The sequence below is a fragment of the Sphingobium sp. HWE2-09 genome, from assembly GCF_035989265.1.
In the GTDB taxonomy this organism is placed as follows: Bacteria; Pseudomonadota; Alphaproteobacteria; order Sphingomonadales; family Sphingomonadaceae; genus Sphingobium.
Genome location: NZ_JAYKZX010000001.1, coordinates 57,204 through 71,461 on the forward strand (window position 1 = coordinate 57,204; position 14,258 = coordinate 71,461).

Below are 14,258 nucleotides of genomic sequence, written 5' to 3' on the forward strand. Positions count from 1 at the left end.
TGACCTTATGGGTCGGCTTGCCTCATTCCGCCATGACCAGCGCTCCGAAGGGCGGCAGCGTGCCAGGCGTCGCACCGTTCACCGCGGACAGCACGCGGCTTTCCAAAGGGACGTCTTCCGGCCAGACGGCCGCCTCGCGCGACAGGTTGAACAGGCAGAGCAGCGATTGGCCGTCGGCCTGGCGGCGGAATAGCAGGCGCTGCGCGTCCGCCATCAGTATGTCCAGACTGCCGTAACGCAGCGCCGCATTGTTCTTGCGCAACGCCAGCATCGCGCGCGTATGGTTGAGCAGCGATACAGGATCGCTTTCCTGCACATCGACCGCCCGGCCGATATTGTCGTCGCCAACAGGGAGCCAAGGCTCGACTTCACTGAACCCTGCCTGCGCTGCGTCTGCCGACCATGGCAAAGGCGTGCGTGCGCCGTCCCGCGACAGGGTCAGGGGCCAATTTGCGATCGCCTCCGGATCTTGCAGCCGGTCGAACGGGATGTCGACCTGAGTGAGGCCCAGTTCCTCGCCCTGATACAGGATCGCATTGCCGCGCAGCGCCATCAGCAACATCCCCTTCAACCGCCCAAATGCCGGGCGATCGTCCGGCGCGCACCAGCGGGACAAAGCACGCGGCGCATCGTGATTTTCGAACGCCCAACTGGGCCAGCCGAGACCTGGCTCATCGGGCCAGCGCGAAACAGTCTCAGCCACCAACGCGGGGGTTAGCGCATCCGCATAAAGGAAGTTGAAGCCATAGGCGCTGTTGAGGTGGCTTTCGCCCGCCGTATAGGCCTTCATCTCTGTTTCGGCCAGATCGCCGCCGACCTCCGCGACGGTGAAGATCGATCCATATTCGTCGCACAGCGTGCGGATGCGTTCGATGAAATCGACCACGCCGGGATGCGACTGGTTATATTTTCGGATCTGGAAATCGAAGGACCGGCTACGGGGCTTTCCGGTATCGGGCGCGGGCGGATTGTCGCGCAACTGCGGGTCATGCATGGCATGGTTAAGCGCATCGAGCCGGAAGCCATCGACGCCCCGATTCAGCCAGAAACGCATGGCGGCCAGCAACGCGTCCTGCACCAGCGGATTATGCACATTGAGTTGCGGTTGGCTGCTTAAAAATTGATGCATATAATATTGGCGGCGTCGGCCGTCCCAGGTCCAGGCCGGGCCGCCGAAGACGGACTGCCAATTATTGGGGGGCGTGCCGTCCTGTTTGGGATCGACCCAGACGAACCAGTCGGCCTTGTCGCCCGTCCGGCTGGCGCGGCTTTGTGTGAACCAGTCGTGCAGGTCGGACGTGTGCGCATAGACCTGATCGATCGTGACCTTGAGGCCCAATGTGTGGGCGCGGGTTACCAGCGCGTCGAAATCGGCCAGCGTTCCGAAAATCGGATCGACGTCGCAATAGTCGGCGATGTCATAGCCGAAATCACGCATGGGGGAGGTGAAGAAAGGCGATATCCAGATCGCGTCCGCACCCAGTTTCGCGACATGCTCCAGCCGTGCGGTGATACCGTTGAGGTCGCCGATCCCGTCGCCATTGCTGTCCTGAAAGCTGAGCGGATAGATTTGGTAGATGACCGCGCCCTTCCACCAAGGCTGATCCGCTGACGGCGTTTCAGAGGTCATAGTCTGTCCCGTTACAAGAGGCGGTACAGATGACCTAACCCGAAAGGGACGGGGGCGGCAAGGCGGTGCGACGGCATAAGGCTGGCGAGCGGCACGACCTGCCACCCGCCAGCCTCTTCATATTGACCGTTTCAGCCGATCTTTGGCAGCAGGCTGTCGACGGCGACCTTGGCGTCGCCGTAGAACATCCGCGTATTATCCTTGTAGAAGAGCGGATTTTCGATCCCGGAATAGCCGGTGCCCTGGCCGCGCTTCGACACGAAGACCTGCTTGGCTTTCCATACTTCCAGAACCGGCATGCCCGCGATCGGGGAGTTGGGATCGTCCTGCGCCGCCGGATTGACTATATCGTTGGACCCGATGACGATCACGACGTCGGTCGAGGGGAAATCCTCGTTGATCTCGTCCATTTCCAGGACGATATCATAGGGTACCTTGGCTTCGGCCAGCAGCACGTTCATGTGCCCCGGCAGGCGGCCCGCGACGGGATGGATGGCGAAACGCACATTCTTGCCCGCGGCCCGCAGCTTGCGCGTAAGTTCGCTCACGCTCTGCTGCGCCTGCGCGACCGCCATGCCATAGCCGGGCACGATGATGACGCTGTCCGCTTCATTGAGCGCGGCGGCGACGCCATCGGCGTCGATCGCGACCTGTTCGCCCTCAATCTCTGCCGCGGGGCCGGTCGTGCCGCCAAATCCGCCCAGGATGACCGACACGAACGACCGGTTCATCGCCTTGCACATGATATAACTCAGAATCGCACCCGACGAGCCGACCAGCGCGCCTGTCACGATCAACAGGTCGTTGCCCAGCGTGAAGCCGATCGCGGCGGCCGCCCAGCCGGAATAGCTGTTGAGCATCGACACGACCACCGGCATGTCCGCACCGCCGATGCCCATGACCAGGTGGACGCCGATGAACAGCGCCAGCACCGCCATGACGATCAGCACCGTCACTTCGCGGCCTTCGACCCCGATGTTGCCGACATACATGACCAGCAGGACCAATGATCCCAGCAGGGCTGACGCGTTGAGGACGTGACCGCCCGGCAGCTTCTTCGCCTTGCCGTCCAGCTTGCCCGCCAGCTTCCCAAATGCGACGATCGATCCGGTGAAGGTCACCGCGCCGATGAAGATGCCCAGAAACGCCTCGACCTTGAGGATGTTGATTTCGACGGGACTTTTATGGGCCAGAACGGCGGCGAAGCCGGTCAGCGCTTCGCGCGCGGCGGGATCGAGCGCCCGTACCGTTTCCAGTTCGAAATGCGCGTTGAAACCAATGAAGACCGCCGCCAGCCCGACGAAGCTATGGAGCGCCGCCACAAGCTGCGGCATTTCGGTCATCTGCACCCGTACCGCCACCAGCCAGCCGATGACGGCGGCCACGGCGAAGGTGCCGATCACGATCGGCAGATTGGCTGCGCCCGGCCCAAAGAGTGTTGCCACCACGGCCAGCGCCATGCCGGCAATGCCGTACCATACCGCGCGTTTGGCGCTTTCCTGGTTGGACAGGCCGCCGAGCGACAGAATGAAAAGGACCGCAGCGGCAATATAGGCTGCGGACACCACACCGGTATCGAACATGGACGTGCCCCCTTACGACCGCTGGAACATGGCGAGCATTCGGCGCGTGACCAGAAAGCCGCCAACGATATTGATCGATGCGATCAGGATAGAAATCGTCGCCAGCACGAGTACCAGCGTGTTTGACGATCCGACCTGGAGCATCGCCCCCACCACGATGATGCCCGAAATCGCGTTGGTCACCGCCATCAGCGGCGTGTGCAGCGCATGGCTGACGTTCCAGATGACCTGAAAGCCGATGAAGCAGGCCAGCACAAAGACGATGAAATGCGCCATGAAGCTGGCGGGCGCTACTGCGCCGACCCCCATGAGCAAGACCGCCGCCACGACCAGCATCGTCACCTGCGACCGGGTTTGCGCCTTGAACGCAGCGGTTTCCTTCGCCCGCTTTTGTTCGGGCGTCAGTTCCTCGGCCTTGGGCTTGGGCTTTTGCGCCGCGATCGCCTTGATCTTGGGCGGGGGTGGGGGAAGCTCACCTGGCCTTCAAAGGCTATGGTCGCGCCACGAATGACGTCGTCATCCATATTATGGACCACCACGCCGTCCTTGCCCGGCGTCAGGTCGGCCAGCATGTGGCGGATATTGCTGGCATACAGCGTGCTGGACTGCGCGGCCATGCGGCTGGGGAAATCGGTATAGCCGATGATCGTCACGCCATTGGGCGACACGATCTTCTGATCGGCCACGGTGAGAGCGCAATTGCCGCCACGCTCCGCCGCCAGATCGACGATGACAGATCCGGGACGCATCGCGGCGACCATATCGTCGGTCCACAGCACGGGCGCGTCCCGACCGGGAATGAGCGCCGTGCACACGACGATATCGACGCCGGGCGCCAGTTCGCGGAATTTCTTGAGCTGCGCCTCGCGAAATTCGGGACTGGACGGCGCGGCATAACCACCGGTCGCGGCGCCATCCTGCTGCTCTTCGGAAAAGTCGAGATAGACGAACTGCGCGCCCATCGATTCAATCTGTTCGGCGACTTCGGGCCGCACGTCGAATGCCAGCGTAATGGCGCCCAGCGAAGTCGCCGCGCCGATCGCCGCCAGGCCCGCGACGCCTGCACCGATCACCAGCACCCTAGCCGGGGGCACCTTGCCTGCCGCCGTCACCTGACCGGTGAAGAAGCGCCCGAAATTGGCGCCTGCTTCGATCACCGCGCGATAACCGGCGATGTTCGCCATGGACGACAAGGCGTCCATCTTCTGCGCGCGAGAGATGCGGGGGACCATGTCCATGGCGATGATATTGGCGCCGGTCGCATTGATCGCCGCCAATTCTTCGCTGCGCTGGCCGGGATAGAAGAAGGAAATGAGGGTCTTGCCGGGCTGGAGGCGCGCCGCTTCGTTCGCTTCGGGCGGCCGCACCTTCACGATGACGTCCGCTTGCGCCCACAGCTCGTCCGCCGTGGGAACGACGGTCACGCCTGCGGCGCGGTAAGCATCGTCATCGAAACCGGCTGCCGCCCCGGCGCCGCCTTCAACAAGACAGGCATGGCCCAATTTTTGCAATTGCAGCGCGCTATCGGGCGTCAGCGCAACCCGCGCCTCGCCCCCCGCCACTTCCCTGGGCGCACCGATTTTCACTCCGCATTCCTCCCCTAGTCTTTGCAAGGCGGTTTGGCCTAGCAAGCCTCTCTTGGTTGCGCCAGCGCCGTTCGTCTATCGCTAAAGATTTGCAGGCTTAAAAGATCAGCTTTGTCGATTAGCGCATTCATTCCGCAAAAATCGGCATTAATGAGCATTTATTGGGATATATCGTAGCAAAAAGAGAGATAAATTGCGGGATGTTCAGACCGCCATCACGTCGGCATCGATAAATAGATAGGCCGGGTCGAATTCACTGAGCCGGTAAAGGGCAGGGCGATCCAGAATGTCGATCATATTGCCGCGCATGGCCAGGATGCCGCGCTCGCGCAATTCCCGCAACATACGGTTGACGTGAACCGGTGTCAGGCCGCAGGCTTCGGCCAGATCAGCCTGGGTCATGGGCAGGAGATAATGCTTCCCGTCGCTCTGACCGACGATGCGCAGCTTTATTTCCACTTCGCATAGAAAATGCCCGAGCCGCTGAACCGCGTCGAGACGACCGAGCCGGAAAATCCATTCCCGATGCATCGCCGCATCCAGGAGCGTGCTGAACCACAGCAATTTGGACATGGCCGGGCGTTGCGCCATGATGTCATCCAGGCGGCTATGGGGAATTTGGACGATGTGGCAGGCCGTCAGGGTGGCGACATCATGATCCAGCTTTTTAAGCGGATAAGCATGAAGATCAACAAAATCGCCGGCGACATGAACGGCGACGAGTTGCCTCTGCCCCTCCCGATCATCCTTGTAACGGCACATGAACCCGTCGACCAGATAAGTGCTCTGGCTGACGGGATCGCCTTCCCGTATCAACATGCTGCGTGGCCCCAGCGCGGATACCGGACCTGCCACCTGCTCCAGCGCCGTCAGGTCGCCATCGGTCAGTTGATCACGACGTCGGCCAAGAAGAAATTTATCGAAAACCACTGTGAAACCCCCAAGACGACGAGAGCAATATGGCACGCATCGGCGATCGATGGCTATGCTCCTCGTCGTCTGCCGTAGCTATATAGCAAAAATTCCGAATGTTGCTGATTTTCGGTAACGCCCGCACCAAGTACGGCCAACGCCATGTGGCTTCCGGGAAACCGGCATCCCGTCTATGGCGGCATCTGGCGATCGTATATCTCCAAACAATCCATACCGCGCTACGTTGCTGAAGTCCGCTCAGCATGGCCCATGCCAATCAGATGCGCCTTCGACATGTCAGCATAGTAACAAATCATTGCTTAGGGCGCATGTCATCCTCCGTCGATTGACCAACCACCAAAGCCCACGCAGAGCGCGAGCATCTAATGCGACTTATTCGCACTCTTAGTAACAGGGGGTTGTTCCATGTTTTTCATCTCGCTTGCGGCCGCGCGTCGCTCTCTCCAGCGCGCCAGCATGGTCGCCCTCGCCACCGCCAGCATGGCCCCGGCCATGGCGGCGAACGCCCCCTTACCGGATGCCGATGATCAATCCGGCGCCATCGTCGTTACCGCTACGGGCTATGAGCAGAATATCATAGAGGCGCCTGCCAGCATTACCGTTCTGGGTCGTGAGGAATTGCAGGAGAAGCGGTTCGGCAGCCTGGCCGAGGCTTTGCAGGACGTGCAAGGTGTCGACGTCGGCGGCGAAGCGGGCAAGACTGGCGGCCTGAACATTTCAATCCGCGGCATGCCCAGCGACTATACGCTTGTCCTGATCGACGGGCGGCGACAAAATGCGCCGGGTGGGGTGACACCGAATGGCTTTGGCGAAACGTCCACTAGTTTCCTCCCGCCCTTTGCCGCGATCGATCGGATCGAGGTGGTGCGGGGTCCGATGTCCACGCTTTACGGGTCGGACGCGATGGGCGGCGTCGTCAACATCATCACGCGCAAGGTCGGCAATCGCTGGGTCGGCACCGCGACGGCGGAAAGCACGATCCAGGGCGACGACCGGTTCGGCAATATCCAGTCGATCAACGGTTTCGCCCAAGGCCCGATCATCGAAAATCTGGTGGGATTGACCCTTCGTGGGAGCGTGTTCCACCGCGAGGGTTCCAATATTGACATCCCGGGCGATCCCGCGCTCACCCTGGGCCGCAATCCGGTGGAATCCGATATCTACACCTATGGTGGCCGGATCAGCATCACGCCGCATGTCGATCATGACCTGTGGATCGAATATGACCGCAACGAACAGCGCTACGACAATAGCGAGGGACAGCTCGGCACTTTGGGTTCGGGGGGCTATGCGCCGGAACAGCGTTTCAACCGGTCCAATTATGTGGTGGCGCATAGCTGGCGCATGGGGTTCGGGCAACTCGACACCACGCTGACGCGGAACGAGACGGAGACGATCGGGCGGCAGATCCCCAATGGCACGCCGGGCGCCGTGGCGGGCAGCCCGCGCACGCTGGAGGCGCGCAACGACATCCTGGATTCGCGCTTCGCGGGGAAGGTCGGGCCGGTCGCCTTCACCGTCGGCGGCCAATATTGGAAAGCGCGGATGGTGGAGGGCGTGGCGCCCGAGCCGTTCAAGTTCACGCAATGGGCGGGCTTTGCCGAAGCGACGCTGACCGTGGCCGACGGGTTCAACATTACGGGCGGCGTGCGCTACGACGATCATTCGACATTCGGCAGCAAATGGTCGCCCCGCGCCTATGCCGTTTGGAATATGACCGACACGATCACGCTGAAGGGTGGCGTCAGCCGTGGTTTCAAGACGCCGCGGGTCGAACAGATCGCCAGCGGCATCATCGGCTTCGGCAGTCAGGGACGCGTGCCGTTGCTGGGGTCGCCGGGCCTGACGCCGGAAACCAGCACCAGTTACGAAGCAGGTCTTTATTATGACGGGCCGGAATTTTTCAGCGGCAACCTGACGTTGTTCAACAATGACTTCAAGGACAAGATCGCGTCCGGTCCCGGTGTCGCGAACTGCACCTTCGCTGGTTATAACGGGCAACCGCCGGCCGGCTGCGTCGATGTCGGCAATTTTCCGGCGGTCGAACTGTTCAGCCAATCGATCAATATCGACAAGGCGCGCACGCGCGGCATAGAGGTCGCGACCCGGTTCGCCTTCACGCCCAGCCTGTCGCTGTCGGCCAACTATACCTACACGCAAACCGAACAGTTGAGTGGTGCGGAGAAGGGGTTGCCGTTGGTGGGGATGCCCAAGCATATGCTGAACGGCAATCTGCGCTGGAAACTGGACGACAAGGCAAGTGTGTGGGCGCGAGCGGAGGTCCGATCCAGTCGCTATCGCGGAGCCAATGTGCAGCAGGATGCAGTCGGCGACTTCCGCAGCTACGAAGTCTTTCACCTGGGCGGCAATTACCAGATCACGCCCGCTTTCCGCCTGTCCGCTACGATCAACAATATTCTCGACACCGATTATGCCGTCTATGTTCCTTATCAAACCACCGCCAATGTGACGGCTTTCACCCCGGCCTATTCGATCAATCAGGAAGGGCGCCGCCTCTGGCTTTCCGCCACGGTCGATTTCTGACGATTGTCGAGCAATCCAGGCATCGATCTGCAACAACCGTACCGGCCAGCCTGGACGTCTGAATGCCATGGCGGAACGCAGAGGCTGCGACTGCAAATCCAAAAGACGCTGCTAAAACCGTTCGCACTTGCAGCAAATTACGAGTTGGTGCATAAGGATATCGCCTTTCAGGCATCCTCTCCTAAACTTTCAGGGCCGGTCTTGGGATCGGCCCTTTTTTTGCCTTCCTGCCGCGGCATATCGTCCAGCCCTTGCGGCCGCTGCCAAGCGATGCCTTCGTCCAGATAGGCTTCCAATTCGCGCCAATGCCTGTCCCAGCCCGGACCGCGGCGGCTGGGCGGCACTTCCTGCTCGACGATCAACCGCGCGCGCCGCACGGGGTTGGAGGGCCGCTGCTCCATCCGTACGACGATGTCGCGAACATCCTGGGGCCGATCCTTGCTCATATGCTTCTCCACAGGGCGTCTGCTGCCTAAGCCCTTGGCCGCGAACGCGATGGACGGGCAATGGCCTTTGTCAGTTCAACGCAACAAATATTGTCTAATCGTCATCCTTCCGTCATAAAGCCCCATGTCATTGCCATCCGGCCAGTCGGCCCCGCCCATCGCACGTATCCAGCAGAATGTTCTTGCCGCAGCGGAGCGCCGCCTGCTCAATTGGCTCTGCGCGCATATGCCGCGCTGGGTCACGCCCGATATCCTGACCGCGCTGGGGATGGTGGGGGCGTTCGCGATTTTCGCAGGCTATGCCGCGAGCAATTGGGGCGTCGACTGGCTTTGGCTCGCGATCGCGGGCTATGCGGTGCAGTGGTTCGGTGACTCGCTCGATGGCAGCCTGGCCCGGTTCCGGCATATCGAGCGGCCATCCTATGGCTATTTCATCGATCATAGCTGTGATGGTCTGGCAACGCTGCTCATTCTGGCGGGCATGGGGGCAAGCCCCTATATCCGCATGGATGTGGCGCTGGTCGCATTGGCCGGTTATCTGCTGTTGTCGATCCACGCCTATCTGTCGGCACGGGTTTTAGGCGAATTCAAGCTGTCTTACCTGGCCGCCGGCCCTACCGAATTGCGCCTGCTGCTGATCGGCCTGACGATCGCGATGATGCTGCTGGGCTATGCCCCGGGCTGGTTCGGCGCGGTGTCGGGGTTCGACCTGTTTGTCGGCGTGGTCGGCGCCATATTGGTGCTGTTGTTCATCATGCAGACGCTGACGACGGCCAAGCGACTCGCCATATCCGAACGGCGCTGATTTAGTTGGCGTGACCTGAACGGGCTCAAGGACGCCGGTGTTCTCGCGTGCCGCATCGCGAAATCAATTGGTTGAGCCGCACTTCATCCTGTGCGCTCGACGCAAATAGCTGACATAGCCAGTCCAGGCATTTCGCCAGAAGCAGCATGGTTTCTCTCCTTTATTATCCGCGGATCATAGCCGATTCGCGCATAGAGAGAAGAGGGATTATTGGTCGGCGCCAATTACCCGATAAAGGAGCACCCTGTTGCTGACCAACGCCAAGTTGGTGGCAATCGCGGACTGCCGCGCATTGTAGAGGCTGCGCTGGCTGGTCAGCGCATTCAGGAACGTATCGATGCCCGATCGATAGCGCTGTTCGGCCAGATCATAAGCGCGCTGGCTGGCGGTCACCAGCCGCTGTTGCGCGCCCTGCTGCGCATCGATCGTGCCTTCACGGGCCAGGCCATCGGCGACTTCGCGAAAGGCCGTCTGGACCGCCTTTTCATATTGCGCGACATAGAGATCCCGCTGCGCCTTGCTATAGTCCAGATTGCCCCGATTGGCGCCGCCAAAGATCGGCAGGCTGGCAGAGGGGCTGGCGGACCAGGCGAATCCACTGCCGGTGAAGAGCGACGACAGGGCGGAACTGGCCACGCCGATCGCCGACGTCAGGCTGATCGTGGGGAACATCGCCGCGCGGGCCGCGCCGACATCGGCATTGGCGGCTTTAAGCTGATGTTCGGCCTGAAGCACATCGGGCCGTTGCAGCAATATGTCGGAAGACAGACCGCCCGGCACCTTTGCCACGCCCGTGATCAAGCTGTCGAGCGAGGCTGGCAGCAAGGCGTCTTCCACCGGCGCACCGACCAGCAGATCCAGCGCGTTGCGGTCTTGCGCGACCTGCGTGATGTTGGCGGCAGTGTCCGACGCGGCCTGTTCCACCGTGGTTTCAGCCTGATGGACGTCGAGCTTGCCGATCAGGCCTGCAGCGTTGAGCGAGCGCGTAATATCGAGCGTGCGCTGCGCGCTCGCCTGCGTCTGGCGCGACAATGCAAGCAGCTCCTGGTCCGCCGCCAACGTCGCATAGGCGGTAGCGGTTTCCGCGATCAGCGCGATCCGGGTCGATCGCGCGCCTTCCTCAGTCGCCAGATAGGTTTCCAGCGCCGCTTGCGTCAGGCTGCGGACGCGGCCGAACAGATCGATCTCGAACGCGCTGAAGCCGATGTCCGCGCTATAATTATTCTGCCGAACGTCATTCTGGCGGCTGAAACTCGCGCCCGCGTCACCAGTGATGGTCGGCAATTGTGCGGACCGCTGCACCCTATATTGCGCGCGCGCTGACAATATGTTGGCGGTCGCCGCACGCAGGTCGCGATTGTTCGCCAGCGCGCGCTCGACGACGGTCCGCAATTTGGCGTCGGCGACCAGTTCGGTCCAAGCCAGACCAGCCTTCTGTCCTGGCAGTGGGGGAGCATAGGCTTCGCCGCTGGGCAGGGTAGCCGGTACAGGGGCCGTCGGCCGTATATAGGTCGGCGTCATATTGCATCCGGCCAGCGCCAGGCACGATCCGATCGACAATAGAGCGCGCGTCATGCCGGAACTCCCGCGTCAGGGGCAGGGGGTGGTGCCTTTGCCTCCGTGGCTTTAGCCTTGCCACTGAACAGCCCAGCGATGGTCAGGAAGAACAGCGGCACATAGAAGATCGCCAGCACCGTGGCCGTCGTCATGCCGCCGATCACCGCCGTGCCGATCGCGACCCGGCTCTGTGCGCCGGCGCCGGTCGCGATCGCCAGGGGAATAACGCCAGCAATGAAGGCCAGGCTGGTCATCAGGATGGGGCGGAAGCGCAGTCGGGCGGCTTCGAGCGCGGCGGTCCGGGGATCTTTGCCCTGTTTATAGGCGAGTTCGGCAAATTCCACGATCAGAATGGCGTTCTTGGCGGCCAAGCCCATGGTGGTCAGCAACCCAACCTGGAAGAAGATATTATTCTCCAGCCCACGCGCCCATACCGCCAGCACGGCCCCGATCAGGCCGAGCGGAATGACCAGCAGCACCGCCAGAGGAATCGACCAGCTTTCATATAGCGCGGCAAGGCACAGGAACACGACCAGGACCGACAGGCCGTAGAGCAGGGGAGCCTGACCGCCCGAAAGCTGCTCCTGATAGGACAGGCCGCTCCAGGCGTAGCTGGTGCCCGACGGCAATTGCTTCTGCAGTTCGACCATGCGATCCATCGCGTCACCCGAACTGGCGCCAGCGCCTGCTTCGCCCTGGATTTCGAACGAAGACAGGCCGTTGAAGCGCGCCACCGTGCTTGGCCCCATCGTCCAATGGGTGGTCGCAAAGGCGGAAAAGGGCACCATCTCGCCGGTACTGCTTGATCGGACCATCCAGTTGTCGATGTCTGTGGGCAAGGCGCGATAAGGTGCATCCGCCTGCATATAGACGCGCTTGACCCGGCCGCGATCGACGAAATCGTTGATATAGGTGCTGCCCCATGCGGAACTGAGAACATTGTCGACGTCGTTTTGGGTAAGGCCGAGCACGGCCAGCTTCTCGTTGTCGATATCGACCTTCAACTGCGGCGTGTCCTCCAGCGACGCGGCCCGCACGCCAGCCAGCAGCGGATCCTTGGACGCCGCGTCAATCAGCTGATTGCGCAAGGCGAGGAAGCGTTCGCGGCTGAGGCTGCCATTGTTGAGCAATTCAAACGTGAAGCCGTTCGACTGGCCAAGGCCGCGAATGGCGGGCGGGGTCATCCCCATCACCCTGGCGTCGCGGATGGCGGCCAGTTTCTGGGTCGCGCGATCCGCGATCGAAGAGGCTGTATTCGCCGATCCCTTGCGATCCGCCCACGGGGCGAGATTGACGAAGCCCTGACCGACATTTTCGCCCTGACCCTGAAAACTGAAACCCGTCATGATGAAGGCGTAGGACACATTATCCTTTTCATCGTTCAGGAAATAATTCTGCACCTGATCGATGACGGCGGCCGTGCGGCCGGATTTCGCGCCTGCGGGCAGGGTGACCTGCACCATCACCTGTCCCTGATCCTCGACCGGCAGGAAACTGGTAGGCAGGCGGACGAATACGACAACCAGGACCGCGATGACGACGGCATATAAGCCCCAGAACAGCTTGCGCCGACCCAGCATCTGTTCGGTGCGACGAACATAGCCGCCCGTCAGCCGCTCGAACCAGCGATTGAACTTGCCGGCCCAGCCCTTGTCACGATGCTCCTCGCTCGCCGACTTGAGGATAGTGGCGCACAGGGCGGGCGACAGAATGAGTGCGACGACCACCGACAGCAGCATCGAAGACACGATGGTGATCGAAAATTGCCGATAAATGACGCCGGTCGATCCGCCGAAGAAGGCCATGGGCAGCAACACGGCGGACAGGACAAGGGCGATGCCGACCAGGGCGCTGCCGATTTCCCCCATCGACTTGATCGTCGCCTCGCGCGGCGACAATCCTTCTTCCTCCATGATGCGTTCGACATTTTCGACCACGACGATCGCGTCATCGACCAGCAGGCCGATCGACAGTACCATGCCAAACAGCGTCAACGTGTTGATGGAATAGCCAAACAGGGCGAGAATGCCGAAGGTGCCGAGCAACACGACCGGCACGGCGATGGCCGGGATCAGCGTTGCGCGCCAGCTCTGGAGGAAGACGAACATGACGACGACCACCAGACCGACCGCTTCGAGCAGCGTCTGGATGACCTCTTCCACCGACAATTTGATGAAGGGCGTGGTGTCGCGGGGATAGACGACTTTATAGCCATGCGGGAGGTTGGCGGACAGTTCGGCCACCTTAGCCTTGACCAGTTCCGCGGTCTTGAGCGCGTCGGCGCCCGGCGCCAGTTGCAGCGCCACGCCGGACGCCGGATGCCCGTTCAGCCGCGCCGCCGTGGTATAGCTTTCATTGCCCAGCTCGATCCGCGCCACGTCCGACAAGCGCACGACGGACCCGTCGCTTTGTGTCTTGACGATGATGTTGCGGAACTGATCGGGCGTTTCCAGACGCGCCCGCGCGGTTACGGTCGCGTTGATCTGTTGTCCCGCAGGAGCCGGATCGGCACCGATCTGCCCGGCCGATACTTCGACATTCTGCGCCGAAATCGCGCTTTGCACGTCCGACGGCATCAGCTTGACGGCTGCCAGCTTGTATGGGTCAAGCCAGACCCGCATAGCATATTGCGATCCGAAAATCTGGGTGGCGCCGATGCCGTCGATACGGGCGATGGGATCCTGGAAATTATTGACGAGATAGTCGGCTATGTCCGCCTGCGTCGCCGTGTCGGTTTCGTCGTAGAGGCCCACGAGCATCAGGAAGTCGCTCTGCTGCTTGCTGACCGACAGTCCCTGTTGCTGCACCGCATTGGGCAGACGGCTGAGCGCCTGCTGCACCCGGTTCTGCACCTGGACCTGCGCCGTGTCGGGATCGGTGCCCTTCTGGAAGGTGACGGTGATCGACGCCCGTCCCGTGGCGGAGGACGAGGAAGAGAAATACATCAGGCCGTCAATGCCGGTCAGCTGCTGCTCCAGAATCTGGGTGACGCTGGTTTCGACGGTTTCGGCCGATGCGCCGGGGTAGGTGGCGCTGATGCCGACGCCGGGCGGCGCGATGTCCGGATATTGGGCGATGGGCAGCGTCGTGATCGCGCCCAGGCCGCCCAGCATGATGCCGATGGCGATGACCCACGCGAAGATCGGCCGTTCGATGAAAAAGCGACTGAGCAAG

Annotated in this window: 10 protein-coding genes; 2 read left to right on the forward strand and 8 right to left on the reverse strand. The window is 61.6% G+C overall.

Annotation, left to right across the window (positions count from 1 at the left end):
- Window positions 1-22: 22 nt before the first annotated feature.
- The 5 genes from U5A89_RS00240 to U5A89_RS21255 all read right to left on the reverse strand — a co-directional run bounded on the left by U5A89_RS00240 (window position 23) and on the right by U5A89_RS21255 (window position 5,729).
- Entirely contained in the window at window positions 23-1,630 is a 1,608-nt protein-coding gene (locus tag U5A89_RS00240) for an alpha-amylase family glycosyl hydrolase (protein ID WP_338159223.1), read from the reverse strand.
- 131 nt (window positions 1,631-1,761) lie between these two features.
- Complete coding sequence (locus tag U5A89_RS00245; protein WP_338159224.1) at window positions 1,762-3,213, reverse strand: NAD(P)(+) transhydrogenase (Re/Si-specific) subunit beta; 1,452 nt, start codon at window positions 3,211-3,213, stop codon at window positions 1,762-1,764.
- A 12-nt stretch (window positions 3,214-3,225) separates the two neighbouring features.
- A complete protein-coding gene (locus U5A89_RS00250; protein ID WP_445190620.1) occupies window positions 3,226-3,522 on the reverse strand; it encodes a proton-translocating transhydrogenase family protein in 297 nt (98 codons plus the stop codon).
- Window positions 3,523-3,614: 92 nt separating this feature from the next.
- Window positions 3,615-4,799: a Re/Si-specific NAD(P)(+) transhydrogenase subunit alpha gene (locus tag U5A89_RS00255; RefSeq protein WP_338159225.1), complete on the reverse strand. Its 1,185-nt coding sequence runs from the start codon at window positions 4,797-4,799 to the stop codon at window positions 3,615-3,617.
- A 204-nt stretch (window positions 4,800-5,003) separates the two neighbouring features.
- Window positions 5,004-5,729: a Crp/Fnr family transcriptional regulator gene (locus tag U5A89_RS21255; RefSeq protein WP_445190599.1), complete on the reverse strand. Its 726-nt coding sequence runs from the start codon at window positions 5,727-5,729 to the stop codon at window positions 5,004-5,006.
- Window positions 5,730-6,188: 459 nt separating this feature from the next.
- Here U5A89_RS21255 and U5A89_RS00270 point away from each other — a divergent pair, with 459 nt between their 5' ends.
- On the forward strand, window positions 6,189-8,276 hold the full coding sequence (locus tag U5A89_RS00270; RefSeq protein ID WP_338160123.1) for a TonB-dependent receptor domain-containing protein: 2,088 nt from the start codon (window positions 6,189-6,191) through the stop codon (window positions 8,274-8,276).
- Window positions 8,277-8,443: 167 nt separating this feature from the next.
- Here the strand turns inward: U5A89_RS00270 and U5A89_RS00275 are convergent, their stop codons facing one another.
- The gene (locus U5A89_RS00275; protein WP_338159226.1) at window positions 8,444-8,722 is read right to left on the reverse strand and encodes a hypothetical protein; all 279 of its coding nucleotides are present in this window, start codon (window positions 8,720-8,722) and stop codon (window positions 8,444-8,446) included.
- 124 nt (window positions 8,723-8,846) lie between these two features.
- Here U5A89_RS00275 and U5A89_RS00280 point away from each other — a divergent pair, with 124 nt between their 5' ends.
- Window positions 8,847-9,527: a CDP-alcohol phosphatidyltransferase family protein gene (locus tag U5A89_RS00280; protein WP_338159227.1), complete on the forward strand. Its 681-nt coding sequence runs from the start codon at window positions 8,847-8,849 to the stop codon at window positions 9,525-9,527.
- Window positions 9,528-9,734: 207 nt separating this feature from the next.
- Here U5A89_RS00280 and U5A89_RS00285 read toward each other — a convergent pair whose 3' ends face one another.
- Window positions 9,735-11,102 (reverse strand): efflux transporter outer membrane subunit, encoded by a 1,368-nt coding sequence (locus tag U5A89_RS00285; protein WP_338159228.1) that lies wholly within the window; start codon window positions 11,100-11,102, stop codon window positions 9,735-9,737.
- Window positions 11,099-14,257, reverse strand: a complete 3,159-nt coding sequence (locus U5A89_RS00290) for an efflux RND transporter permease subunit (RefSeq protein ID WP_338159229.1) — start codon at window positions 14,255-14,257, stop codon at window positions 11,099-11,101. The genes U5A89_RS00285 and U5A89_RS00290 overlap by 4 nt, the downstream gene beginning before the upstream one ends.
- Between the last annotated feature and the right edge of the window lies 1 nt (window position 14,258).

What these genes read in the sequence shown, in the direction of transcription:
- U5A89_RS00275 (WP_338159226.1), bottom strand. Translation starts at nt 8,722, where the DNA reads ATGAGCAAGGATCGGCCCCAGGATGTTCGCGACATCGTCGTACGGATG.
- U5A89_RS00285 (WP_338159228.1), bottom strand. Translation starts at nt 11,102, where the DNA reads ATGACGCGCGCTCTATTGTCGATCGGATCGTGCCTGGCGCTGGCCGGA.
- U5A89_RS00280 (WP_338159227.1), top strand. Translation starts at nt 8,847, where the DNA reads ATGTCATTGCCATCCGGCCAGTCGGCCCCGCCCATCGCACGTATCCAG.
- U5A89_RS00270 (WP_338160123.1), top strand. Translation starts at nt 6,189, where the DNA reads ATGGTCGCCCTCGCCACCGCCAGCATGGCCCCGGCCATGGCGGCGAAC.
- U5A89_RS00240 (WP_338159223.1), bottom strand. Translation starts at nt 1,630, where the DNA reads ATGACCTCTGAAACGCCGTCAGCGGATCAGCCTTGGTGGAAGGGCGCG.
- U5A89_RS00250 (WP_445190620.1), bottom strand. Translation starts at nt 3,522, where the DNA reads ATGGGGGTCGGCGCAGTAGCGCCCGCCAGCTTCATGGCGCATTTCATC.
- U5A89_RS00245 (WP_338159224.1), bottom strand. Translation starts at nt 3,213, where the DNA reads ATGTTCGATACCGGTGTGGTGTCCGCAGCCTATATTGCCGCTGCGGTC.